This window comes from Escherichia sp. E2586 (assembly GCF_005781105.1).
Classification (GTDB): domain Bacteria; phylum Pseudomonadota; class Gammaproteobacteria; order Enterobacterales; family Enterobacteriaceae; genus Escherichia.
Genome location: NZ_VATN01000002.1, coordinates 1 through 25,700, shown reverse-complemented (window position 1 = coordinate 25,700; position 25,700 = coordinate 1). Strand labels below are relative to the sequence as shown.

Sequence of the window (25,700 nt, the reverse complement as noted above, 5' to 3'; positions counted from 1 at the left end):
GTTTAAAAAAATGCCGCAAAGCAGCACTGTGCGCAAGCGATTTGACGGTGAAAAAATAAAAAACGTAATGGTGATTGTCGATTAGTGAAAAAAGGTCTGGTGTAGTGATGTGTTTATTGATGGATCGATAATTTTTGGCAGGTTTTATTGAATGGATATATTTTGTGGGGGGATAAGAAACCAAATCGCTTACAAAGTGAGATTTGTTCATGCCGGATGCGGCGTTAACACCTTATCCGGCCTACAAAATCATGAAAATTCAATATATTGCAGGAGCTGCGTGGGTCTGATAAGCGTAGCGCATCAGGCAGTTTGGCGTTTGTCATCAATATCAACCACGCCCTGAGACGTGGTTGCTATTCAGATAACGTCGATTTCAGCGACTGACGGGTAAATCCAGCTTGGGCGGAACGGCATACTGTCGATATCGTCGAGCGACGAAACGCCGGAGAGCACAAGAATCGTCTCCAGACCGGCCTGGAAGCCCGCCAGAATATCGGTACGCAGGTTATCGCCGACAATCACCGTTTCTTCCGAATGCGCCTGCATTTTGTTTAATGCCGCGCGGATGATCCACGGACTCGGCTTACCAACATAGAACGGTTTACGTCCGGAGATTTTCTCAATGCCCGCGCACAGCGCGCCACAGGCGGGATAAAAACCGCGTCCGTGAGTATCCGGGTTGGTGGCGATAAAGCGTGCACCATTAGCGACAAAATAGGCCGCTTTATGCATCATGTCCCAGTTGTAGGAGCGTGTTTCGCCAACAATCACAAAATCAGGGTTCACATCGGTAATCGTAAAACCAGCTTTGTACAGCTCATGAATCAGCGCGCCTTCGCCCACCACATACGCTTTCTTGCCTTCCTGGCGACGCAGGAAATCGGCGGTTGCCATCGCGGAGGTATAAAACACGCTGTCCGGCACATCGACACCGGCAGTGGCAAAGCGGTTCGCCAGATCTTGCCCGGTCTGCGAAGGATAGTTGGTCAGCAACACCAGCGGCAGGCCTTTATCCATAATCCCGTGCAAAAATTCCGCTGCACCCGGTACGGCGACGTTATCGTGCATCAGCACGCCGTCGATATCGCAAATTACATTTTTAATGGTCATGGACTACCCAGAATATTGACAACAATAAGCGCCACTATAAAAGCACATTAATTTTCCAGCAAATGCTGGAGCAAAATACCGTTGAGCATGGCGCGTTTTACCAGCGCAAAAGCGCCGATTGCCGAGCGGTGATCCAGCTCAGAACGTACCACCGGTAGATTAGTGCGAAACGCCTTCAGTGCCTGAGTATTAATGCAGCTTTCGATAGCAGGGAGCAGCACTTTATCGGCTTCGGTGATCTCACCAGCGATAACAATTTTTTGCGGATTAAATAAGTTGATAGCAATGGCGATGGTTTTGCCCAGATGACGACCGACATACTCGATCACTTCCGAGGCCAGGCTATCGCCTTTGTTCGCGGCTTTGCAGATTGTTTTGATGGTGCAATCGTCCAGTGGTACACGGCTCTGGTAGCCCTGCTTTAATAAATTCAACACCCGTTGTTCAATGGCAGCGTTGGCAGCGATAGTTTCCAGGCAGCCAAAGTTACCGCAGTGGCAGCGTTCACCCAGCGGTTCGACCTGAATATGGCCAATTTCACCGACGTTGCCGTTGCGGCCAATAAAAATGCGCCCATTAGAGATGATTCCGGCCCCCGTTCCGCGATGGACACGCACTAGAATGAAGTCTTCGCAATCCTGACTTGCACCGAAGTAGTGCTCTGCCAGCGCCAGACTGCGGATATCGTGGCCGACATAACAGGTCACTTTAAAACGTTCTTCCAGTGCTTCAACCAGCCCCCAGTTTTCCACCTGAATGTGCGGCATGTAGTGAATTTTGCCGCTGTCCGGATCGACCAGCCCTGGCAGGATCACTGAAATGGCGATCAGCTCCCGCAGCTTGCGCTGGTGGTTATCAATAAACTGAGTAATGGCATTCAGCAGGGCATGTTCCAGCGTCTGCTGGGTACGTTCCGGTAGCGGGTAATGTTCTTCTGCCAGAACTTTGCTGCTGAGATCAAACAGGGTGATGGTGGCGTCGTGGCGACCGAGACGTACGCCAATTGCGTGGAAATTGCGGGTTTCGGTGACGATAGAGATAGCGCGGCGGCCTCCGGTGGAGGCCTGCTGATCAACTTCTTTGATCAGCCCGCGTTCGATAAGCTGACGCGTAATTTTGGTTACGCTGGCGGGGGCAAGCTGGCTTTGCTCAGCAATCTGAATTCGCGAGATTGGCCCATGCTGGTCAATCAGGCGATAAACCGCCGCGCTGTTAAGCTGTTTTACGAGATCAACATTACCTATCTGAGCTTGTCCGCCTGGTGTCATACTTTCTCTTATTGGGTTACGACCTCGTTACCGTTAACGATGGTCCTGGTGATTTTAAAATCAGGTGTGAATGCGGTCAGGTTGGCCACTTTACCTGCGGCGAGCGTGCCGAGAAGTTTTTCAACGCCAATCGCACGAGCCGGATAGAGCGTCGCCATACGCAGCACTTCATCCAGTGCGATACCGCAATGTTCAACCAGATTACGCACGCCTTCAATCATGGTTAAGGATGAACCACTTAACGTGCCATTCTCATCCACACAAAGTCCGTTGCGGTAGTATATTGTTTTACCCGCAAAAATGAACTGTTCAATGTTGGCCCCGGCTGGCGCGGTGGCGTCGGTAACCAGACATAGTTTGTCGCCTTTCAGACGCTTGGCGTTGCGAATGTTAGCGTAATCAACATGCAGGCCATCAGCGATAATACCGCAATAAATGTCAGCTTCGTCGAGGATCGCGCCCGCCAGGCCCGGTTCACGGCCCGTAATATACGGCATCGCGTTGTACAGATGGGTGGCAAAGGTAATCCCCGCGCGGAAACCGGCTTTCGCTTCTTTCAACGTTGCATTGGAGTGACCGGCAGACACCACAATCCCGGCATTTGCCAGTTTGCTGATCACTTCTGCTGGAACCATTTCCGGTGCCAGCGTCACTTTGGTAATGACATCGGCATTTTCACACAGGAAATCGACCAGCGCGGCATCAGGTTTGCGCACAAAATTCGGATTATGGGTGCCTTTTTTTACCAGATTCAGCCACGGGCCTTCCAGGTGTAAACCTAATGCCTGATTCGGATGTTTTGCCAGGTACTCACGCATCACGCGAACGCCCTGTTTCATCAGCTCATCGCTGGTGGTGATAAGCGTCGGCAAATAGTTAGTGCAGCCTGATTTCTCATTGGCTTTCTGCATGATTTCCAGCGTTTCCACGCTGACCGCTTCAGCGGTATCGTTGAACTGTACGCCGCCGCAGCCGTTTAACTGCACATCGATAAAACCGGGGGAGAGAATGGCCCCGTTCAGTGAACGTTGTTCAATCTCTGGCGGCAGTTCCGCTATTGGGCAGACGCTTTTAATCAGGCCATCAGCGATAACAACTGCATGGTCATCAAGAAATTCATGACCGGTAAAGATCCGGCCCTGGGTTAATGCATACATTCCGACCCCCGATTTCAAAAATAATAATGCCCTGAGCAAGGCGTCAGGGCAGGGATAACAATTACAGACCTTTGATATTTTCTGCTTCTAATTCGTTGAAATATCTTAAAGTCTTAACTTTCAGCTCCATGGTGGAAGGTTCATCGCACACCATGATGGCTTTCGGATGCAGTTGCAGACAGCTGATGGTCCACATGTGGTTAACGCAACCTTCAACGGCAGCCTGCAGTGCCAGTGCTTTCTGGCTGCCCAGCACCAGAATCATCACTTCTTCGGCATCCAGCAGTGTACCCACACCTACGGTCAGCGCATATTTTGGCACCTGATTAACATCGTTATCAAAGAAACGAGAGTTTGCGACGCGAGTGTCATGTGTCAGGGTTTTGATACGGGTGCGAGAGGCAAGAGAAGAGGCCGGTTCGTTAAATGCAATGTGACCGTCGTTACCTACACCGCCCATAAACAGGTGGATTTTACCGTAAGAGCGGATTTTTTCTTCATACTGGCGGCATTCGGCGTCGATATCTGGGGCATTGCCGTTGAGAAGGTTGATATTTTCTGCTGGAATATCAACGTGATCGAAGAAGTTACGGTGCATAAAACTGTAGTAGCTTTCCGGATGCTCTTTCGGCAGACCGACATATTCGTCCATGTTGAAGGTGACAACATGCTTAAAGCTGACCTGGCCTGCTTTATGCATTTCGACTAACGCTTTATAGGTGGTCATCGGCGTGCCGCCAGTCGGCAGGCCAAGCACAAACGGACGATCGGCAGTCGGTTTGAACGCATTAATACGATTAACGATATGGCGAGCAGCCCATTTGCCGACCTGTTCAGCGGTAGTCAGGGGGATCAGTCTCATTATTCACCTCAAGTAAGTAAAAAGTAAGCCGTTGGCGGATTAGGCATCTTTAAGCGTAACCTGGTTTTGCGCAGACAGGCGTCAATCCGACCTGATTTTTTGAATGATAAAATAAGTTTTCTGGTTTAGCCAGTAAAAGGGAGTAATGATAACGATATTTGGTGACAAAACTCACAAAAGACGCGCGTTTAATTTGCGGTACGAATTAAATTTTCACAAACTCTGTAGCAGATGATCTAACAATATGATTACAGAACATCGGCAGTACAATTTGCTGCAAAATAAAGATACGGCTTTAAACGAGCCAAATAGGGTTCTCGTAGGGGGAATAAGATGAATATTTTAGGTTTTTTCCAGCGACTCGGTAGGGCGTTACAGCTCCCTATCGCGGTGCTGCCGGTGGCGGCACTGTTGCTGCGATTCGGCCAGCCAGATTTACTTAATGTTGCGTTTATTGCCCAGGCAGGCGGCGCGATTTTTGATAACCTGGCGTTGATCTTTGCGATCGGCGTGGCCTCCAGCTGGTCCAAAGACAGTGCAGGTGCAGCTGCGTTGGCGGGTGCGGTTGGTTACTTTGTGTTAACTAAAGCGATGGTGACCATCAACCCAGAAATTAACATGGGGGTTCTGGCAGGTATCATTACCGGTCTGGTCGGTGGTGCAGCCTATAACCGTTGGTCTGATATTAAACTGCCGGACTTCCTGAGCTTCTTCGGCGGCAAACGTTTTGTGCCGATCGCCACCGGCTTCTTCTGCCTGGTGCTGGCAGCCATTTTTGGTTACGTCTGGCCGCCGGTACAGCACGCTATCCATGCAGGCGGCGAGTGGATCGTTTCTGCGGGCGCGCTGGGTTCCGGTATCTTTGGCTTCATCAACCGTCTGCTGATCCCAACCGGTCTGCATCAGGTACTGAACACCATCGCCTGGTTCCAGATTGGTGAATTCACCAACTCTGCGGGTACGGTTTTCCACGGTGACATCAACCGCTTCTATGCGGGCGACGGCACTGCGGGGATGTTCATGTCTGGCTTCTTCCCGATCATGATGTTCGGTCTGCCAGGTGCGGCGCTGGCGATGTACTTCGCAGCACCGAAAGAGCGTCGCCCGATGGTTGGCGGGATGCTGCTTTCTGTTGCTATCACCGCGTTCCTGACAGGTGTGACTGAGCCGCTGGAATTCCTGTTCATGTTCCTTGCGCCGTTGCTGTACCTCCTGCACGCACTGCTGACCGGTATCAGTCTGTTTGTGGCAACGCTGCTGGGGATCCACGCGGGCTTCTCCTTCTCTGCGGGCGCTATCGACTACGCGTTGATGTACAACCTGCCAGCAGCCAGCCAGAACGTCTGGATGCTGCTGGTGATGGGCGTTGTTTTCTTCGTTATCTACTTTGTGGTGTTCAGTGCGGTTATCCGTATGTTCAACCTGAAAACGCCAGGTCGTGAAGATAAAGATGACGAGATCGTTACTGAAGAAGCGAACAGCAATACCGAAGAAGGCTTAACTCAACTGGCAACCAACTACATTGCGGCAGTTGGTGGTAGTGACAATCTAAAAGCGATTGACGCCTGTATTACTCGTCTGCGCTTGACTGTGGCTGACTCAGCACGTGTCAACGATGCGATGTGTAAACGTCTGGGTGCTTCTGGTGTGGTGAAACTGAACAAACAGACCATCCAGGTGATTGTCGGCGCGAAAGCAGAATCCATCGGCGATGCGATGAAGAAAGTCGTTGCTCGTGGCCCGGTAGCTGCTGCTTCTGCTGAAGCTGCTCCGGCAACTGCCGCTCCGGTAGCGAAACCGCAGGCTGTACCAAACGCAGTGTCTATCGCTGAGCTGGTATCGCCAATTACCGGTGATGTTGTCGCACTGGATCAGGTGCCAGACGAAGCGTTCGCCAGCAAAGCTGTGGGCGACGGTGTGGCGGTGAAACCGACGGATAAGATCGTTGTAGCACCAGCGGCGGGAACCATCGTGAAAATCTTCAACACCAACCACGCGTTCTGCCTGGAAACCGAAAAAGGCGCGGAGATTGTCGTCCACATGGGTATCGACACCGTAGCGCTGGAAGGTAAAGGCTTTAAACGTTTGGTGGAAGAGGGCGCGCAGGTAAGCGCAGGGCAACCGATTCTGGAAATGGATCTGGATTACCTGAACGCTAACGCCCGTTCGATGATTAGCCCGGTGGTTTGCAGCAATATCGACGATTTCAGTGGCTTGATCATTAAAGCTCAGGGCCATGTTGTGGCGGGTCAAACACCGCTGTATGAAATCAAAAAGTAATCTGCTTTATGCCTGATGCGACGCTTGAGCGTCGCATCCAACAATGACAAGCGGTGGAGATCTTCTCTGCCGCTTTTTTTTTCATCAATCATCCCCATAATCTCTGTTAGATTTTTCGATTTTCTCTAACTAACAGTTGTCAGCCTGTCCCGCTTATAAGATCATACGCCGTTATACGTTGTTTACGCTTTGAGGAATCCACGATGAGTGAGGCAGAAGCCCGCCCGACTAACTTTATTCGTCAGATCATCGATGAAGATCTGGCCAGTGGTAAGCACACCACAGTACACACCCGTTTCCCGCCGGAGCCGAATGGCTATCTGCATATTGGCCATGCGAAATCTATCTGCCTGAACTTCGGGATCGCCCAGGACTATAAAGGCCAGTGCAACCTGCGTTTCGACGACACTAACCCGGTAAAAGAAGATATTGAGTACGTCGAGTCGATCAAAAACGACGTAGAGTGGTTAGGTTTTCACTGGTCTGGTAACGTCCGTTACTCCTCCGATTATTTTGATCAGCTCCACGCCTATGCTGTTGAACTGATCAATAAAGGCCTGGCGTATGTCGATGAGCTGACGCCGGAACAGATCCGCGAATATCGTGGCACTCTGACGCAGCCGGGTAAAAACAGCCCGTACCGCGACCGCAGCGTTGAAGAGAACCTGGCGCTGTTCGAAAAAATGCGTACCGGTGGTTTTGAAGAAGGTAAAGCCTGCCTGCGCGCGAAAATCGACATGGCTTCGCCGTTTATCGTGATGCGCGATCCGGTGCTGTACCGCATTAAGTTTGCTGAACACCACCAGACCGGCAACAAGTGGTGCATCTACCCGATGTACGACTTCACCCACTGCATCAGCGATGCGCTGGAAGGCATTACGCACTCTCTGTGTACGCTGGAGTTCCAGGATAACCGTCGTCTGTACGACTGGGTACTGGACAACATCACCATTCCTGTTCATCCGCGCCAGTACGAATTCTCGCGCCTGAATCTGGAATACACCGTGATGTCCAAGCGTAAGCTGAACCAACTGGTCACCGACAAGCACGTAGAAGGTTGGGATGATCCACGTATGCCGACCATTTCCGGTCTGCGTCGTCGTGGTTACACTGCGGCTTCTATTCGTGAGTTCTGTAAACGCATTGGCGTGACCAAGCAGGACAACACCATTGAGATGGCGTCGCTGGAATCCTGCATTCGTGAAGACCTCAACGAGAACGCGCCGCGTGCAATGGCAGTTATCGATCCGGTGAAACTGGTTATCGAAAACTATCAGGGCGAAGGCGAAATGGTTACCATGCCGAACCATCCGAATAAACCGGAAATGGGCAGCCGTCAGGTACCGTTTAGCGGTGAGATTTGGATCGATCGCGCCGATTTCCGCGAAGAAGCTAACAAGCAGTACAAACGTCTGGTGCTGGGTAAAGAAGTGCGTCTGCGTAATGCTTACGTGATTAAAGCGGAACGCGTGGAGAAAGATGCCGAAGGCAATATCACCACTATCTTCTGTACTTATGACGCCGACACCTTAAGCAAAGATCCGGCTGATGGTCGTAAAGTCAAAGGCGTTATTCACTGGGTAAGCGCGGCACATGCGCTGCCGGTTGAAATCCGCCTGTACGATCGTCTGTTCAGTGTGCCGAATCCAGGCGCTGCGGATGATTTCCTGTCGGTGATTAACCAGGATTCTCTGGTCATCAAACAGGGCTTTGCTGAACCGTCTCTGAAAGATGCGGTGGCAGGTAAAGCATTCCAGTTTGAGCGTGAAGGCTACTTCTGCCTCGACAGCCGCCATTCCACAGCGGAAAAACCGGTATTTAACCGCACCGTTGGGCTGCGTGATACCTGGGCGAAAGTAGGCGAGTAATTTTAAGTTCTACCAGGCCGGGTGAGGCGTTTACACCGCATCCGGCAAGGAACAGACAAACAGTTTCAAACGCTAAACTGCCTGATGCGCTACGCTTATCAGGCCTACGTGATCTCTGCAATATATTGAACTTGCGTGCTTTTGTAGGCCGGATAAGGCGTTCATGCCGCATCCGGCAAGAAACATGCAAACAATTCAAAACGCCGCGTTCAGCGGCGTTTTTTCTGCTTTTCTTCGCGAATTAATTTCGCTTCGCAATTTATTCATGCAACAAATTTAAAATCACAAATTATAATTAATTTAAATGTAACCCCTTTCATCTTACTGGAAAGCCACATATTTTTTCTTCTACCCGCTCGCCTGGTACACATTTAAACCTTGTAACAAAAATCATCAAAATATGTGCGGTTGCTCATGTTCTTACATTCTCGTTACAGAAAGAGATTGATAATTCGCGTCGCGAAAAATAGTCTATTCCTGTAGTCAGCGAGACTTTTCTCAACGCTACTTTTTTAATTTTTATTTTTTTCGCTGTTCACCTGTGGTGCAGCAATTTATACGTCAAAGAGGATTAACCCATGCGTACGTTTAGTGGCAAACGTAGTACGCTGGCGCTGGCTATCGCCGGTGTTACAGCAATGTCGGGCCTGGTGGCAATGCCGGAGGCTCGCGCCGAAGGATTCATCGACGATTCAACCTTAACCGGCGGTATCTATTACTGGCAGCGTGAACGCGACCGTAAAGATGTTACCGACGGCGACAAATACAAAACCAACCTTTCTCACTCCACCTGGAATGCCAACCTCGATTTTCAGTCCGGTTATGCTGCTGATATGTTCGGCCTTGATATTGCCGCGTTTACGGCGATTGAAATGGCGGAAAACGGCGACAGCTCACACCCGAACGAAATCGCGTTTTCGAAAAGTAATAAAGCCTATGACGAAGACTGGTCCGGCGATAAAAGCGGTATAAGCCTGTATAAAGCAGCGGCCAAATTTAAATACGGTCCTGTGTGGGCGAGGGCAGGTTACATTCAGCCAACTGGTCAAACGCTGTTAGCGCCGCACTGGAGCTTTATGCCGGGTACCTATCAGGGCGCGGAAGCCGGGGCCAATTTTGATTACGGCGATGCTGGTGCGTTGAGTTTCTCCTACATGTGGACCAACGAATACAAAGCGCCGTGGCATCTGGAAATGGATGAGTTTTATCAGAACGATAAAACCACTAAAGTTGATTATCTGCACTCCATCGGTGCGAAATACGACTTCAAAAATAACTTCGTGCTGGAAGCGGCGTTTGGTCAGGCGGAAGGGTATATCGATCAGTATTTTGCCAAAGCTAGCTACAAATTTGATATCGCCGGTAGCCCGTTAACCACCAGCTACCAGTTCTACGGTACGCGCGATAAAGTTGACGATCGCAGCGTCAACGATCTTTACGATGGCACTGCTTGGCTGCAAGCGTTGACCTTTGGTTACCGGGCGGCTGACGTGGTGGATTTGCGTCTGGAAGGCACCTGGGTTAAAGCTGACGGTCAGCAGGGATACTTCCTGCAACGTATGACGCCAACCTACGCTTCCTCGAACGGTCGCCTGGATATCTGGTGGGATAACCGTTCTGACTTTAACGCCAACGGCGAAAAAGCGGTCTTCTTCGGCGCGATGTATGACCTGAAAAACTGGAATCTTCCAGGCTTCGCCATCGGCGCTTCCTACGTTTACGCATGGGATGCTAAACCTGCGACCTGGCAGAGCAATCCGGATGCGTACTACGACAAGAACCGGACTATTGAAGAGTCTGCATACAGCCTGGATGCGGTCTACACCATTCAGGACGGTCGTGCCAAGGGCACGATGTTCAAACTGCACTTCACCGAATACGACAACCACTCCGACATCCCAAGCTGGGGCGGCGGTTACGGTAACATCTTCCAGGATGAGCGCGACGTGAAATTCATGGTAATCGCACCATTCACCATCTTCTGATGCCCGACGCGGCAGGTTTTGTGCCTGCCGCACATTTGAGGAATTCGCTATGAAAAAACTGATTCTCATCGCCATGATGGCATCGGTGCTGGTGGCTTGTGCGCAATCAACCGCACCACAGGAAGACAGCCGCCTGAAAGAGGCGTACAGCGCCTGTATCAATACCGCGCAAGGTTCGCCGGAAAAAATTGAAGCCTGTCAGAGCGTGTTAAACGTGCTGAAGAAAGAGAAACAACATCAGCAATTTGCCGAACAGGAAAGTGTCCGCGTGCTGGATTATCAGCAGTGCATCCAGGCAACGCAAACCGGTAATGACCAGGCAGTGAAAGCCGATTGTGATAAGGTCTGGCAGGAAATTCGCAGTAATAACAAATAAGTGAGGGCTGTAACTCTTACTTTTCTTATTTCCCTTGTATAAAAAAGCCAACCTGAAGGTTGGCTTGATACTTATGGCAAACGCCAATTTGCCTGATGCGCTGCGCTTATCAGGCCTACCTTTTTATGCAATATATTGAATTTGAGATGATTTGTAGGCCGGATAAGACTTTCACGCCGCATCCGGCACGAACAAAGCGCATTATGCCAACAATATAAAGCCAACCCGCAGGTTGGTTTTTTTCGTTCAGGCTGGCTTATTTGCCTTCGTGCGCGTGCTCATCTTCGCGGCAATCGCCTTCGGCACAGTGACCGTAAAGATAGAGACTATGGTTAGTCAGGCGAATGCCATGCTTCGCGGCAATTTCACGCTGACGCGCTTCGATAGATTCATCACTAAATTCGATAACCTTTCCGCAGTCGAGGCAGATCAGGTGATCGTGGTGATGTTGTTGAGTCAGTTCAAATACGGATTTACCGCCTTCAAAATTGTGGCGGGTGACGATACCGGCGTCGTCAAACTGGTTCAGTACACGATATACCGTAGCCAGACCAATTTCTTCACCCATATCGATCAGACGTTTGTATAAATCTTCCGCACTGACGTGATGGTTGTCCGGCTCCTGAAGAACTTCCAGGATTTTTAAGCGAGGAAGCGTTACTTTCAGGCCAGCTTTCTTTAGGGCGGTATTGTTATCAGTCATGCGGAATCTGTCCTGTTACTAAGCGGTTCACTTCATTAAAAGAAGTGACAGAATTTGCTCTTGAGATAATGCGTATCATTATAGATTTGCCATGCCTAAATGAAAACTACAAGTCCCTGGCAAATATTGTTAATAAAAACGTGGCTTAGCTTACATTTACATCGGTAAGGCCACTTCAATACTGGAACATTGTACAGGTACTACGGCAAAAGTTACAAATTTGTAGCAATTATTTTGATTGGCATTATCTATTAATACGGCGTAGACATGAGTCTACGCCGCAGTACATCAGGCATTGATAATTTCGTCGAGATGCAGTTCTTCAGAAATTTGTTTTACCCATTTTTCTACACGTTCGGCGGTCAGTTCTGGCTGACGGTCTTCGTCGATAGCCAGGCCGACAAAGTGGTCATCATCCGCCAGACCTTTTGATGCTTCGAAATGATAGCCCGCAGTTGGCCAGTGACCGACGATGGTCGCGCCGCGCGGTTCAATGATGTCACGAATGGTGCCTAAGGCGTCGCAGAAATATTCTGCGTAATCTTCCTGGTCGCCACAGCCAAACAGCGCAACCAGTTTACCATTGAAATCAATCTCTTCGAGAGTCGGGAAGAAGTCGTCCCAGTCACACTGTGCTTCGCCATAGTACCAGGTTGGGATGCCCAGCAGAAGAATGTCATAAGCTTCCAGATCTTCTTTGCTGCTTTTTGCAATGTCATGGACATCGGCAACGTCTTTACCAAGCTGTTTTTGAATCATTTTTGCGATATTTTCGGTATTACCGGTGTCGCTGCCGAAAAAGATGCCAGTGATAGCCATGAGTGAAATAACCTCTTGAAACTTATTGAAATGGGGGTGGCAAATTGCCCACGGATAAAGGCAATCATAGCAGAACAGGCAGTCTTGCGGAATCAGCAAACGAGCAGGACTGCACACTGTGCTACACGAAAGTGGATATTTAAACGATGCCCTGATTACGCAGCGCCGCCAGTTGCTGCATCAATATCTCTTCGATCAGTTCGCTACGGCTCATATTGCGCGACTCCGCCAGCTCGTTCAGCGCCTCGACAGCTTCCGCGTTCAGCTTCAGTTCGACACGCTTAAGGCCACGTACTTTGTCGCGTTTTAGCTGGTTGCGTTTATTAATACGCAGCTGTTCATCGCGCGAAAGCGGATTGGTTTTCGGTCGTCCCGGTCGACGCTCGTGCGCGAACAGATCTAATGTCGTACGGTCCGTTTGTTCTTTGGCCATGATCTTGGTGACTTCGGGGGAAACAATCAGCCAGGCGCCTGCCCGGATGGATAGCCCGCCATAATACAACAGCGTGAGGAATCTCGCCAACGCCCACGCGCGGAATGCCGCGCGGACGCTGGGTTTTTAATCAGTTGCGTTAATCATTAAGATAGCGACGGATAGCCCGCAGCACAGCATCCGGTTTTTCTGCGTGTACCCAATGCCCCGCGCCTGCAATGACATGCGCCCGTGCTTGTGGGAATTGTGCCAGCAAATCATCACGATACTGTTCAGTAACATACGGGGAATTGCCGCCAGGAATAAACAGAGCAGGGTGGTTCCATGCCGGAATCTTCTCCCAGCCAACAATATGTGGATACTGATCCCATAATACTGGCACGTTAAAACGCCACTCACCGTCAACAAAAGATTTCAGCAGGAATTGAATCACGCCCTCTTCATTAATATATTGGCGCATCACTACAGCGGCCTGTTGGCGCGTTTGCGCGTCGGATCCACTGACCGCGTTGATAGCTGCGAAAATTTCATCATGACGGCGTACGTGATAGTCCACCGGCGCGATATCGATCGCTACCAGTTTCTCGATGCGATCGGGCGCCAACGCGGTCAGTGCCATCACAGCTTTACCACCCATTGAGTGACCAATAAATGTCGCCTTATCGATCTGCAGCGCATTCAGAGTATCAACAAGATCCTGGGCCATCGCCGGGTAATTCATGTGTGGATCTCGTGGCGAAAGTCCGTGGTTACGCATATCAACCTGGATGATATTGTGATCGTTTACCAGGTCGCGCGCCAGCACGCCGAGGTTGTCAAGGCTACCAAACAACCCGTGGACGAGGACGATGGGAGAATTATTATGCTGATTTTGTGCAGATTGCGCGCGGATATTCAATTTCATGGCAAAGTTCTTTTTTTCGTGTAGTTGGGTTAGGGTATTATGTTGACCATTGTGCCACAGGGCTGCAACAAATAAGGTTTAATCCGATTTTTTCTGCAAGCCAGGCTTGACGCTATCCGCTGCCGGGATTTATTCATATACTCCTGGCGACTTGTATTCAGCTAAGACACCGCACTGGATTAAGATGAAAACGATTGAAGTTGATGATGAACTCTACAGCTATATTGCCAGCCACACTAAGCATATCGGCGAGAGCGCATCCGACATTTTACGGCGTATGTTGAAGTTTTCCGCCGCATCACAGCCTGTTGCTCCGGTGACGAAAGAGGTTCGCATTGCGTCGCCTGCTATCGTCGAAGCGAAGCCGATCAAAACGGTGAAAGACAAAGTGCGCGCGATGCGTGAACTTTTGCTTTCCGATGAATACGCAGAGCAAAAGCGAGCGGTCAATCGCTTTATGCTGCTGTTGTCTACACTATATTCTCTTGACGCCCAGGCGTTTGCCGAGGCAACGGAATCGTTGCACGGCCGCACGCGCGTTTACTTTGCAGCAGATGAACAGACGCTGCTGAAAAATGGTAATCAGACCAAGCCGAAGCATGTGCCAGGCACGCCGTATTGGGTGATCACCAACACTAACACTGGCCGTAAATGCAGCATGATTGAACACATCATGCAATCGATGCAATTCCCGGCGGAATTGATTGAAAAGGTTTGCGGGACAATTTAAAACAACGTTGCAGATAAAGGACAAAGCAATGGCAATCCACAATCGTGCAGGCCAACCTGCACAGCAGAGTGATTTGATAAACGTCGCCCAACTGACGGCGCAATATTATGTACTGAAACCAGAAGCAGGGAATGCGGAGCACGCGGTGAAATTCGGTACTTCCGGTCACCGTGGCAGTGCAGCGCGCCATAGCTTTAACGAGCCGCATATTCTGGCTATTGCTCAGGCGATTGCCGAAGAACGGGCGAAAAACGGCATCACTGGCCCTTGCTATGTGGGTAAAGATACTCACGCCCTGTCCGAACCTGCGTTTATTTCTGTACTGGAAGTGCTGGCAGCGAACGGGGTAGACGTTATTGTGCAGGAAAACAATGGCTTCACTCCAACACCGGCCGTCTCTAATGCCATTCTGGTTCACAATAAAAAAGGTGGACCGCTGGCAGATGGTATCGTGATTACGCCGTCCCATAACCCGCCGGAAGACGGTGGTATCAAGTACAACCCGCCAAATGGCGGCCCGGCTGATACCAATGTCACTAAAGTGGTGGAAGACAGGGCCAACGCGCTGATGGCCGATGGCCTGAAAGGCGTGAAGCGTATCTCCCTCGACGAAGCGATGGCATCTGGTCATGTGAAAGAGCAAGATCTTGTGCAACCGTTCGTAGAAGGTCTGGCCGATATCGTTGATATGGCAGCGATTCAGAAAGCTGGCCTGACGCTGGGTGTTGATCCGTTGGGCGGTTCCGGTATCGAATACTGGAAGCGCATTGGCGAGTATTACAACCTCAACCTGACCATTGTTAACGATCAGGTCGATCAAACCTTCCGCTTTATGCACCTCGATAAAGACGGCGCAATCCGTATGGACTGTTCCTCCGAGTGTGCGATGGCGGGCCTGCTGGCGCTGCGTGATAAGTTTGATCTGGCGTTTGCCAATGACCCGGATTATGACCGTCACGGTATCGTCACTCCGGCTGGTTTGATGAACCCGAACCACTACCTGGCGGTGGCGATCAACTACCTGTTCCAGCATCGTCCGCAGTGGGGCAAAGATGTTGCCGTCGGTAAAACGCTGGTTTCATCTGCGATGATCGACCGTGTGGTCAATGACTTGGGCCGTAAGCTGGTAGAAGTGCCGGTAGGTTTCAAATGGTTTGTTGATGGTCTGTTTGATGGCAGCTTCGGCTTTGGCGGCGAAGAGAGTGCAGGCGCTTCCTTCCTGCGTTTCGACGGCACGCCGTGGTCCACCGATAAAGACGGCATCATTATGTGTCTGCTGGCGGCGGAAATCACCGCTGTCACCGGTAAGAACCCGCAGGAACACTACAACGAACTGGCAAAACGCTTTGGTGCGCCGAGCTACAACCGTTTGCAGGCAGCTGCGACTTCCGCACAAAAAGCGGCATTGTCTAAGCTGTCTCCGGAAATGGTGAGCGCCAGCACCCTGGCAGGCGACCCGATCACAGCGCGCTTGACCGCAGCGCCTGGCAACGGTGCTTCTATCGGCGGCCTGAAAGTGATGACTGACAACGGCTGGTTCGCCGCGCGTCCGTCAGGCACGGAAGACGCATACAAGATCTACTGTGAAAGCTTCCTCGGTGAAGAACATCGCAAGCAGATCGAGAAAGAAGCGGTTGAGATTGTTAGCGAAGTTCTGAAAAACGCGTAATCACATTAAATAAGAAAAAGGGCGGTCGGATGATCGCCCTTTTTTACTTATGACTGCCTGATGCGCTACGCTTATCAGGCCTACGCGGATGGTACAATGTATTGAATTTGCGCGATTTTGTAGGCCATATAAAGCGTTTACGCCGCATCCGGCAATTCAGACCCCTAAAGCATAAACCGATACCCAATCCCGGTTTCAGTAATGAAATGGCGGGGGCGAGCGGGATCCTGTTCCAGTTTTTGTCGCAGATGTCCCATATAAATACGCAAATAATGACTGTGTTCGACCGCGTTTGGCCCCCACACCTGGTTAAGAAGCTGGCGCTGGGTGAGCACTTTTCCGGCATTGTTGAGCAGCACCGCCAGCAGGCGGAATTCAATCGGGGTGAGATGCACCTCTTCCTCACCCCGGTGAATCACGCGGGCGGCTAAATCGACGGTAACATCGGAAAATTTCACCAGCGGATCGGGCGCGGCGGTGGCGGAGTGGCGGCGTAAAGCGACGCGCAGACGGGCCTGCAATTCGCCAATGCCAAACGGCTTACTCAGATAATCATCCGCTCCGGCATCCAGCGCGGCGATTTTGTCGCTCTCTTCGCTACGTGCGGAAAGCACAATCACCGGCACCGCGCTCCACTGGCGCAGGTCGCGGATAAACTCAATTCCATCGCCATCGGGCAGGCCGAGATCGAGAATAATCAAATCTGGCTTACGAGTCGCCGCTTCCAGCAGCCCCCGTTGCAGCGTTTCGGCTTCAAAGACGCGCATACCGTCGCCCTCCAGCGCCGTGCGCAGAAAGCGACGAATAGCCTGTTCATCTTCAACAATCAGAACGTTTGTCACATATCCTCATGAAATTCTTCAAGTTCAGGGGCAGTTTGCTGGGGAAGTGTAACACGAAAACAAGCACCACCTTCCGGTCGGTTGAACGCGGTAATGGTGCCGCCGTGTACATCCACAATCGCCCGACAAATTGCCAGTCCAAGCCCTACACCTGGTACCGCCGACTCTTTATTCCCGCGAGCAAACTTATCGAAAATCGTCTGCTCCTGGCCTGGTGGAAGACCGGGGCCGTTATCCCAGACATCCAGTTGTAGATTTTCGCCCTCAACGTGGGCATCAATACCAATTTCGGCCTGCGCACCCGCGTATTTCACCGCGTTCTCCAGCAGATTAATCAGCACCCGTTCAAAGAGTGGCCCGTCAACGTGGATTAAGGTCAGCGGTTCTGGCAGAGAAAGATTGATGGGCGACGATAAACCTGGTTCCAGCATTTGCAGCGCACTGCCGACCACTTCTTCCAGCGTTAACCACTCTTTCTTCAAATTAAAGCCGCCGGACTGAATTCGCGCCATATCCAGTAGATTATTCACCAGTCGGGTAGTGTTCAGCACATGCTGACGAATTTCGCTGGCCTGGCGGGCGTGAGGCGATCCTTCGCTTGCCAGATCGAGCGTTAAGATTTCTGCCTGACCGAACAGCACCGTAAGCGGAGTGCGTAAATCATGCGAAAGCGCCGCCAGCAGGGCGTTGCGGATCTGTTCACGTTCGCTTGCCATCCGCGCCTGTTCTTCGCTGGCGGTCAGCGTCAGCCGCTCAAGGGCATTGGCGACTAACAACGTAAATGTCTCCAGCAGGCGCTGTTGTTCCGGGATCATCAACTGGCGCAGATTCCCCGGTTCCACCACCACCAGTCCGTAGGTTTTCTCGCCGCTTTTTAACGGCAAAATCTGGTACGGTACGCCGGGTAACGTGTCGGTGCCCGCGCCCGCGGGCAGGCCCTTATCAAAACTCCACTGCGCGATGGCATCGTCCCACGGCGTCATTCCTTGCGGATGTGTTAACGGCTGCAATTTACCGTTGTCATCGGGCAACAACACCTGACTGCGGGCATGAAACGTGGAGGCAATAAATTGTTCGCTGGTGGCGGCGATGTCCTGCGGACTGCGGCCCACAGCCAGAGCTTTGGACATTTCATATAAGTGCCGTGTGCGTTGTTCGCGGTAACGGGCTACCCGCGCCTGATAACGCACGCCAGCAGTAAGATTCCCGATCACCAGCCCGACGGTTAACATCACCGCGAAGGTCAGTAGATATTGCACATCAGAGACGGCGAGCGTGCCGCGTGGGGCGATAAAAAAGAGATCAAAACTCACCACATTAATGACGGTGGCAACCACCGAAGGCCAGCGTCCATAAAATAGCGCCACCACCACCACGCCAAGCAGATACAGCATCACCAGGTTGGCGGCATCAAACGTCATCAGCCACTGCATGGCAATTAAGGTGATAACGGCGCATAACGCGGCGGCAACCACGCATCCCTGAATCTGTACCCGCCACTTGTCTTTAAAAGAGCGGCTATCCGGCGCGTTGTTAATCGTGCGGGCGGGTGGCTCATCAAGTGCGACCAGAACCTGATCGAGATCGGGGGCGATGCGCGCCAGTCGGTCAGCAAACGTTTCCCGACGCCACCAGCGGCGCGAGGCCGGGCGACCGAGAATAATCTTGCCGAGATTATGTTCACGGGCATAACGCACTACCGCTTTTTCTTCCGCTGGATCAGAGAGTGTTGCCGTCTCTGCGCCCAGCTCCTGCGCCAGACGTAAGGCGCTGAGAATTGCCCGACGTTTTTTCTCCGGTAAGCGGTGCAGGGCAGGGGTTTCAACATACACCGCGTGCCAGACGCTTCCCAGCCGTGACGCCAGCCGCGCCGCCGCGCGGACCAGTTTTTCGCTGCCGGTGTTATGCCCGATGCATAAAAGGATCGCGTCGCGCGTGTGCCAGACTTTCTCTTCGCCAGGATGCCCCCGCCAGGCGCGCATTTGTTCATCTACGCGATCGGCAGTACGGCGCAGTGCCAGCTCGCGCAGGGCGATTAGATTGCCTTTGCGGAAAAAATGTTCAATGGCGCGCTCCGCCTGCCCGGCAATATAGACTTTGCCTTCTTTCAGCCGCTGGCGCAGATCGTCCGGGGGCAAGTCCACCAGAACCACGTCGTCGGCGGCATCGAAAAAAGGATCGGGCACGGTTTCCCGTACCTGAATTCCGGTGACGCCGCTGACCACATCGTTCAGGCTTTCCAGATGCTGAACGTTGACTGTTGTGAAAACATCAATGCCCGCTTCCAGCAGCTCTTCGATGTCCTGCCAGCGTTTAGGATGACGGGAACCTGGCGCATTACTGTGCGCCAGTTCGTCCATTAAGATCAGCGCCGGACGGCGGGCGAGGGCGGCATCGAGATCAAACTCGCTGATATGCCGCCCACGGTACGCCTGGCGTTTTAACGGCAGAACAGCCAGCCCTTCCAGCATTGCGGCGGTATCTTTCCGCCCGTGGGTTTCTACCACGCCAACCACAATATCCAGCCCTTGCGCCCGCAGTCGCTGGGCTTCTGCCAGCATCGCCCAGGTCTTCCCAACGCCAGCACAGGCACCGAAGAAAACTTTCAGCTTCCCCCGATGCGGCGCGGCAGTTTGTTCCAGCAGACGATCGGGGTCGGGACGTAAGGGTTCGTTATTCATCAAGCTTATCCAGTGCCAGATTGAGTTCGACAATGTTGACGACCGGCTGGCCGATATATTTCACCAGCGGTTGTTGGCTGTATTTTGCGATCAGCTGAGTGAGCTGTTCAACGCTGAGATTACGCGCTTTCGCGATACGTGGGATCTGCCAGGCCGCCGCTTGCGGGGTGATGTTATTGTCCAGCCCGCTTGCCGACGCCGTCACCAGTTCAACCGGAACGTTCGTGCTGGCATCCGGGTTAGCGGCCCGTAATGCAGCAACGCGTGTGGCTATCTGTTTATCCAGCTCCGGGTTACTGACTGCCAGATTGCTCCCGCCAGAAGCCTGTGGATTATAGGGCATTTCTGCCGTTGCCGACGGGCGACCCTGAAAATAGCCGTTGCCGGTAAAATTCTGCCCGATTAATGCCGAGCCACGCACCATATCACCTTCACGGATCAACGAACCGTTGGCCTGCCAGGGAAACCACCATTGCCCCAGCGCAGTAGTCAGCAGCGGGTAAACGCCGCCAGTAATCAATAACAGAAAGAGAAATGTCGATAATGCCGGACGTAATCCACGCATGGTAAACCTCACACCAGACCGCAAACGGTCAGCAGTAAATCAATGACTTTGATACCAATAAACGGCACCAGCAGCCCACCCAGACCGTAAATCCATAAGTTACGGCGCAACATGGCAGAAGCGGTAAGCGGTTTATAACTCACGCCTTTTAACGCCAGGGGAATCAAAAAGACGATAATCAAGGCGTTGAAAATGACCGCACTGAGAATGGCGGAGTCGGGCGAATGCAGGCGCATGATATTCAGCGCATTTAACTGCGGATACGTTGCCGCGAACGCCGCCGGAATAATGGCGAAGTATTTCGCCACATCGTTGGCAATGCTGAAGGTGGTCAGCGAGCCACGGGTCATCAGCATCTGTTTGCCAATATGCACCACCTCGATCAACTTGGTCGGGTTAGAGTCGAGATCCACCATATTGCCCGCTTCTTTCGCCGCCTGAGTACCGGAGTTCATCGCCACCGCGACATCTGCCTGCGCCAGCGCTGGAGCATCGTTGGTGCCGTCGCCGGTCATCGCTACCAAACGACCTTCCGCCTGATATTGACGAATCAATGCCAGCTTGGCCTCCGGTGTCGCTTCGGCGAGAAAATCATCGACACCCGCTTCCGCAGCTATCGCGGCGGCAGTCAGACGGTTATCGCCGGTAATCATCACCGTTTTAATGCCCATTTTACGCAGCTGGGCGAAGCGCTCTTTAATACCGCCTTTGACGATATCTTTCAGCGCAATAACGCCCAGCACATGAGAACCTTCCACCACCACCAGCGGCGTGGCTCCCTGACGCGCAACCTGATCGACTTTTTGATCGACATCGGCAGGGAAGTGACCACCGTTAGCCTCAACATGGCGGCGAATGGCATCGACAGAACCTTTACGGATCATGCGGTTGTCGATGTTGATCCCGCTCATCCGGCTTTGCGCAGTAAACGGTACAAAGGTGGCATGGAGCGACTGCACATCGCGCTCGCGCAGGTTAAAACGCTGCTTGGCGAGGATCACAATACTGCGGCCTTCCGGCGTTTCATCAGCCAGCGAAGCCAGTTGTGCGGCGTCAGCCAGCGTTTTTTCCTCTACGCCCTGCGCGGGGATAAACTCCGATGCCTGACGGTTACCCAGCGTGATGGTGCCGGTTTTATCCAGCAACAGGACGTCAACGTCACCTGCCGCTTCAACTGCACGTCCGCTGGTGGCAATCACATTCGCGCCCAGCATCCGACTCATCCCGGCGACGCCGATCGCTGACAACAGGCCGCCAATAGTGGTTGGGATCAGACAGACCAGCAGCGCTACCAGTACCGTAACACTGACTGCATTACCGCCCCACGCGGAAAACGGCCACAGCGTGGCGGTTGCCAGTAAAAAGACGATAGTCAGGGCAATCAGCAGAATGGTCAGGGCAATCTCGTTCGGCGTTTTACGTCGCTGTGCGCCTTCCACCATCGCGATCATCCGATCCAGAAACGTCTCGCCGGGGTTAACGCTGCACTCAATCACCAGCCAGTCAGAAAGAATACGCGTGCCGCCGGTGACGGAGGCAAAATCACCGCCAGATTCACGGATCACCGGTGCCGATTCCCCGGTGATGGCGCTTTCATCGACCGATGCGCCCCCTTCAATGACTTCACCATCGCAGGGGATAATATCGCCTGCCTCTACTAGCACGATATCGCCTTTACGCAGTTGATCGGCGGGAACTTTGTCCGCCGCAGCGCCATATTTCGGCTCACGCAGCTTGCGGGCAAAGGCAGTTTTTTTCACCCCTTTCAGACTGTTGGCCTGCGCTTTACTGCGGCCTTCAGCCAGCGCCTCGGCGAAATTAGCGAACAGTACGGTGACCCACAGCCAGCCGCTAATTGCCGCGCTAAACAGCGCATTGCCAGGCATCGCGCCGCTTGCCATCGCGATGCTAATACAGGTGGTCAGCAAACTGCCGATCCAGACGATAAACATCACCGGATTGCGCCATTGCGCTTGCGGGTTTAATTTTTTCACCGCTTCTTTCAGCGCCTGAACGACAAGTGTTGGTTCGAATAGCGCCAGTTGTTTACGACTCATATTCAGTGCTCACTCAATATCATCAGGAGAGATATTCCGCCACCGGACCAAGCGCCAGGGCAGGGATAAAGGTCAGTGCGCCAACCAGCAACACGGTGCCGATTAATAGTCCAACAAACAGCGGGCCGTGCGTTGGCAGCGTGCCGGAGCTGGCGGGTTGGCTCTTTTTACTCACCAGCGAACCGGCAATTGCCATCACCGGGATAATCACCCCGAAGCGACCGACAAACATGCAGAACGCCAGCAAACAGTTCCAGAACGGAGAGTTGGCGCTTAATCCGGCAAAGGCGCTGCCGTTGTTGTTAGCGGCGGACGACACGGCGTACAGCACTTCGCTAAAACCATGCGGGCCAGGGTTGAGCATGGCGCTACGTCCGGCGTCGGTTATCATTGCCAGCGCCGCGCCCATCAGCACCAGCGTCGGGGTGACCAGAATCGCCAGCGCGGTCAATTTCATCTCGCGTACATCGATTTTTTTACCCAGATATTCCGGTGTACGACCAATCATCAGCCCGGCAATAAACACCGCCAGCAGGACAAACAGCATCATGCCGTAAAGGCCAGAACCGACACCGCCGAATACCACTTCACCAATTTGCATCAACCACATCGGCACCATGCCACCGAGAGCGGTAAACGAATCATGCATCGCAATCACCGCGCCGCAGGAAGCCGCCGTGGTCACAACCGCAAACAGGCTACTGACCAGCACGCCGAAACGGCTCTCTTTACCTTCCATATTGATGCTGCTGTCCGCGCCCAGTGCCAGCAGATGAGGATTACCCTGAACTTCTGCCCACATCACCACGCCTACGCAGATGACAAAAATCACCGACATCGCCCACAGCAACATGCGCCCCTGACGGCGATCGCCCGCCACTTCGCCAAAGGCAAAACACAGTGCTGTTGGGATCAAGAAGATCGCCAGCATCTGCACGAAGTTGGTCAGTGCGGTTGGGTTTTCAAACGGATGCGACGAGTTGGCATTAAAGAAGCCACCGCCGTTAGTACCGAGCATCTTGATCGCTTCCTGAGAAGCCACCGGACCCATTGGTAACAGCTGTTGTGCTCCTTCAATGGTCGTTACGGCCTGATAAGGCTGAAAGTTTTGCAACGCACCTTGTTGAATAAAAAACAGCGCGATCAACAACGCCACAGGGGCTAACACCCATAACGTGATGCGTAGCAGATCGACCCAGGCATTCCCAAGTGTGCTCATGCTCTGGCGGGTAAATGCACGGATGAGGGCAAAAATCACCGCAATCCCGCTGGCGGCAGAAAGAAAGTTTTGCACCGTTAAGCCCGCCATCTGGCTGAAATAGCTCAACGTGGTTTCACCGCTATAAGATTGCCAGTTGGTGTTAGTGACAAAGCTGACGGCGGTATTCAGCGCCAGATCCCACGACAGCCCCGGCAGCTGCAGTGGATTAAGTGGCAGATAGTGCTGACCGAGCAACATAAAAAACAGCACTACCAGTCCCAGCATGTTCAGGCCGAGAATGGCACAGAGATACTGCTTCCAGTTCATCTCACGGTCAGAGACGCCAAGTACACGAAAGAGTACGCGTTCAACACCCGCTGTACCGGGAAGAGGTATGTCATTAATCAATCGTGCCAGCCCGCTGCCTAAAGGGCGCGCCAGCACCATTAACACCAGTAAAAATGTGGCGATCAGTAAGAACCCTTGCGCAGCCATCAGAACGCCTCCGCATTGATCAGGGCATAAACTAAATAACCCAGTAATAAAAACACCAGCAACACGCCAGCTATCATGCCTGCACTCACAGTGCACCTCCAGTGGCCTAAAAGTGATACCGGAAGGGTAGAATTCTGGCTGCAAAGATTTCGCAAAAATCTGCGGACGGGGTGTAAAAAAAGTATAAAAATGGCAAAAGCCATGACTTAACTAATGATTAGTATTAATTTAACTTTTATGTAACTTAATTACATGGTGAATGTAAATAAACCATCAATAAGCAAAAATAAGTGGTCGGATGAGTAGCAAAATTACACAAAAGGCGGTACTATTTTCATCAGATAAACAAATTCATTTTTCCGGTGCCATTCACCGGGTAGATACAAAAGGGGGAGAAAAGTATGGAACTCTACAGAGAATATCCTGCATGGCTTATCTTTTTACGCCGTACTTATGCGGTTGCAGCGGGCGTTCTGGCGCTGCCTTTCATGCTTTTCTGGAAAGACCGCGCCCGCTTTTACAGCTACCTGCATCGCGTCTGGTCGAAAACCAGCGATAAACCGGTGTGGATGGATCAGGCCGAAAAGGCAACCGGCGATTTTTACTGATTGCCTGCGCGCTTAAGCCAGCCTCGTATCAGGGGGCTGGTTTAGGTGTTTTACATCAACGTCTTCCATGATAATTAACATGGAAGACGTTTCCATCGTGTTATTCATTTCATCACTGTTTTAGCATCAAGTTTCGATAGTATCCTTTCAAAGGACAATCCAGGATGCGGTCACCTTCATTGTCGCTCTAAGCGACTAGATCATCAGAAATCTCCAGTTAGGTTGCATACTTCCTTACACACTTTCCTGAAACTTCAGGGTAAGGTGATAAAGTCGCCATCCCTTTTTCTCATTCCAGCATCTAAATAAATTCCGAATTTTGCTATTAGTATCGCTACCGCAATAAAAACAGATAGTAAAGAGAGTAATATATACTTTAGTGATATGTTAAGAATAATTGATTGTTAACATATCTAATGGGATAAGATATGTTGCTGTTAATGAAAATATTCAAGATTTATAGTTGATAATTATAATACATCCGATATCTCAGCCCTTTCTATGCAAGATGCAATTTTATAAGCTGTCCATTTTTTATATGGAGGCGGTAGCGTGGATGTTACTCTTAATTTTATTGGTATGGTGAATATGTTGGAATTGTTAAATACATAACTATGTATCCGTTCTGGGCGTTGTAAATATTGGTGATCGCTTAATATTATTAGTGATTATGGCTGGAAAGATAAAGTGTGCTGTAAAGCGGTGATGGGTATTACATTCATGATTAAAAAAACAGAACCTGTCAATAAATAATTCATTTATTAAAACGGACTATTTCCATTATGACGGAATATTATCTCAATGGGACTGTTTGGAAATACAGAGCCAGTTTCTCCGGGGTAACGAGCATGTATACCAGTGTCAGGTGGCATTTGTATTGCCGGGTGAGCGGGTCATGATGGCCTTCACCTACGCCAGAACCACACCGCTGACCCCGGCAGATATGACGCGCTGGGCTGAAATTAAAAAGAATCTGCGCTTCAGGATGCGGCAGGAAGCCAGGACGAATTAATCACACAGGGAACGGGACATGGAAGATGCATTCTGGGCGGCAAGACAGGGTGATGCCCTGCTGCATACGTCG

Annotated in this window: 22 protein-coding genes and 3 pseudogenes; 9 read left to right on the top strand and 16 right to left on the bottom strand. The window is 51.7% G+C overall.

The genetic code is table 11. The annotated features are described in order from the left end of the window. Positions 1–211 precede the first annotated feature (211 nt). Positions 212–310, top strand: a pseudogene (locus FEK50_RS24680) (hypothetical protein); the annotation flags it as partial. Positions 311–360: 50 nt separating this feature from the next. Here FEK50_RS24680 and nagD read toward each other — a convergent pair. The 4 genes from nagD to nagB all read right to left on the bottom strand — a co-directional run bounded on the left by nagD (position 361) and on the right by nagB (position 4,400). Continuing rightward, the gene (gene nagD, locus FEK50_RS01405) at positions 361–1,113 is read right to left on the bottom strand and encodes a ribonucleotide monophosphatase NagD (protein ID WP_000153129.1); all 753 of its coding nucleotides are present in this window, start codon (positions 1,111–1,113) and stop codon (positions 361–363) included. Positions 1,114–1,160: 47 nt separating this feature from the next. Continuing rightward, positions 1,161–2,381, bottom strand: a complete 1,221-nt coding sequence (gene nagC / locus FEK50_RS01400) for a DNA-binding transcriptional regulator NagC (RefSeq protein WP_130260227.1) — start codon at positions 2,379–2,381, stop codon at positions 1,161–1,163. 8 nt (positions 2,382–2,389) lie between these two features. Further along, positions 2,390–3,538: an N-acetylglucosamine-6-phosphate deacetylase gene (gene nagA, locus FEK50_RS01395; RefSeq protein WP_131162587.1), complete on the bottom strand. Its 1,149-nt coding sequence runs from the start codon at positions 3,536–3,538 to the stop codon at positions 2,390–2,392. Between the two features lie 61 nt (positions 3,539–3,599). Continuing rightward, entirely contained in the window at positions 3,600–4,400 is an 801-nt protein-coding gene (gene nagB / locus FEK50_RS01390; RefSeq protein ID WP_001237072.1) for a glucosamine-6-phosphate deaminase, read from the bottom strand. Positions 4,401–4,733: 333 nt separating this feature from the next. Between nagB and nagE the strand changes: the two genes are divergently transcribed. The 4 genes from nagE (at position 4,734) to chiQ (ending at position 10,909) form a co-directional block, all read left to right on the top strand. Then, positions 4,734–6,680 (top strand): PTS N-acetyl glucosamine transporter subunit IIABC, encoded by a 1,947-nt coding sequence (nagE, locus tag FEK50_RS01385; protein ID WP_131162588.1) that lies wholly within the window; start codon positions 4,734–4,736, stop codon positions 6,678–6,680. Positions 6,681–6,883: 203 nt separating this feature from the next. Next, positions 6,884–8,548, top strand: coding sequence for a glutamine--tRNA ligase (gene glnS / locus FEK50_RS01380; protein WP_130209822.1), 1,665 nt, complete (start codon positions 6,884–6,886; stop codon positions 8,546–8,548). A gap of 578 nt (positions 8,549–9,126) precedes the next feature. Then, a complete protein-coding gene (chiP, locus tag FEK50_RS01375; protein WP_131162589.1) occupies positions 9,127–10,533 on the top strand; it encodes a chitoporin in 1,407 nt (468 codons plus the stop codon). Between the two features lie 49 nt (positions 10,534–10,582). Next, entirely contained in the window at positions 10,583–10,909 is a 327-nt protein-coding gene (chiQ, locus tag FEK50_RS01370) for a ChiQ/YbfN family lipoprotein (RefSeq protein ID WP_131162590.1), read from the top strand. A 256-nt stretch (positions 10,910–11,165) separates the two neighbouring features. On the opposite strand, the gene fur is transcribed toward chiQ, so the two are convergent. From fur to ybfF, 5 genes are all read right to left on the bottom strand, one after another. Beyond that, a complete protein-coding gene (gene fur / locus FEK50_RS01365; protein WP_000131706.1) occupies positions 11,166–11,612 on the bottom strand; it encodes a ferric iron uptake transcriptional regulator in 447 nt (148 codons plus the stop codon). Further along, entirely contained in the window at positions 11,605–11,691 is an 87-nt protein-coding gene (gene uof / locus FEK50_RS01360) for a fur leader peptide (protein WP_010380762.1), read from the bottom strand. The genes fur and uof overlap by 8 nt, the downstream gene beginning before the upstream one ends. A gap of 209 nt (positions 11,692–11,900) precedes the next feature. Beyond that, positions 11,901–12,431 carry a flavodoxin FldA gene (fldA, locus tag FEK50_RS01355; protein ID WP_010346538.1) on the bottom strand — a complete coding sequence of 177 codons (531 nt, stop codon included), beginning with the start codon at positions 12,429–12,431 and terminating at the stop codon, positions 11,901–11,903. A gap of 139 nt (positions 12,432–12,570) precedes the next feature. Next, positions 12,571–12,864 (bottom strand): LexA regulated protein, encoded by a 294-nt coding sequence (gene ybfE / locus FEK50_RS01350; protein WP_064528940.1) that lies wholly within the window; start codon positions 12,862–12,864, stop codon positions 12,571–12,573. 139 nt (positions 12,865–13,003) lie between these two features. Next, entirely contained in the window at positions 13,004–13,768 is a 765-nt protein-coding gene (ybfF, locus tag FEK50_RS01345) for an esterase (RefSeq protein WP_130209828.1), read from the bottom strand. 184 nt (positions 13,769–13,952) lie between these two features. Here ybfF and seqA point away from each other — a divergent pair, with 184 nt between their 5' ends. Both seqA and pgm read left to right on the top strand, forming a co-directional pair. Next, positions 13,953–14,498 carry a replication initiation negative regulator SeqA gene (gene seqA / locus FEK50_RS01340; protein WP_130209830.1) on the top strand — a complete coding sequence of 182 codons (546 nt, stop codon included), beginning with the start codon at positions 13,953–13,955 and terminating at the stop codon, positions 14,496–14,498. A gap of 28 nt (positions 14,499–14,526) precedes the next feature. Next, entirely contained in the window at positions 14,527–16,167 is a 1,641-nt protein-coding gene (gene pgm, locus FEK50_RS01335; RefSeq protein ID WP_001295675.1) for a phosphoglucomutase (alpha-D-glucose-1,6-bisphosphate-dependent), read from the top strand. 54 nt (positions 16,168–16,221) lie between these two features. On the opposite strand, the pseudogene FEK50_RS24675 reads toward pgm, so the two are convergent. The 7 genes and pseudogenes from FEK50_RS24675 to kdpF form a co-directional block, all read right to left on the bottom strand. Continuing rightward, positions 16,222–16,329, bottom strand: a pseudogene (locus FEK50_RS24675) (hypothetical protein); the annotation flags it as partial. A 2-nt stretch (positions 16,330–16,331) separates the two neighbouring features. Next, the gene (gene kdpE / locus FEK50_RS01330) at positions 16,332–17,009 is read right to left on the bottom strand and encodes a two-component system response regulator KdpE (protein ID WP_000186067.1); all 678 of its coding nucleotides are present in this window, start codon (positions 17,007–17,009) and stop codon (positions 16,332–16,334) included. Beyond that, the gene (gene kdpD, locus FEK50_RS01325; protein ID WP_131162591.1) at positions 17,006–19,690 is read right to left on the bottom strand and encodes a two-component system sensor histidine kinase KdpD; all 2,685 of its coding nucleotides are present in this window, start codon (positions 19,688–19,690) and stop codon (positions 17,006–17,008) included. Before kdpD ends, kdpE begins: the two co-directional genes overlap by 4 nt. Continuing rightward, positions 19,683–20,255: a K(+)-transporting ATPase subunit C gene (kdpC, locus tag FEK50_RS01320; RefSeq protein ID WP_131162592.1), complete on the bottom strand. Its 573-nt coding sequence runs from the start codon at positions 20,253–20,255 to the stop codon at positions 19,683–19,685. Before kdpC ends, kdpD begins: the two co-directional genes overlap by 8 nt. Positions 20,256–20,263: 8 nt before the next feature. Beyond that, on the bottom strand, positions 20,264–22,312 hold the full coding sequence (gene kdpB / locus FEK50_RS01315; RefSeq protein ID WP_131162593.1) for a potassium-transporting ATPase subunit KdpB: 2,049 nt from the start codon (positions 22,310–22,312) through the stop codon (positions 20,264–20,266). Positions 22,313–22,334: 22 nt separating this feature from the next. Further along, a complete protein-coding gene (gene kdpA / locus FEK50_RS01310) occupies positions 22,335–24,008 on the bottom strand; it encodes a potassium-transporting ATPase subunit KdpA (RefSeq protein ID WP_131162594.1) in 1,674 nt (557 codons plus the stop codon). Beyond that, on the bottom strand, positions 24,008–24,097 hold the full coding sequence (gene kdpF / locus FEK50_RS01305) for a K(+)-transporting ATPase subunit F (protein WP_131162595.1): 90 nt from the start codon (positions 24,095–24,097) through the stop codon (positions 24,008–24,010). Before kdpF ends, kdpA begins: the two co-directional genes overlap by 1 nt. 312 nt (positions 24,098–24,409) lie before the next feature. On the opposite strand from kdpF, the gene FEK50_RS01300 reads away from it, so the two are divergent. Together FEK50_RS01300 and FEK50_RS01295 are read left to right on the top strand one after the other, a co-directional pair. Beyond that, the gene (locus FEK50_RS01300; protein WP_000424924.1) at positions 24,410–24,616 is read left to right on the top strand and encodes a YbfA family protein; all 207 of its coding nucleotides are present in this window, start codon (positions 24,410–24,412) and stop codon (positions 24,614–24,616) included. Positions 24,617–25,427: 811 nt separating this feature from the next. Beyond that, positions 25,428–25,628: pseudogene (locus tag FEK50_RS01295) on the top strand (DcrB-related protein); the annotation flags it as partial. Positions 25,629–25,700: the final 72 nt, after the last annotated feature.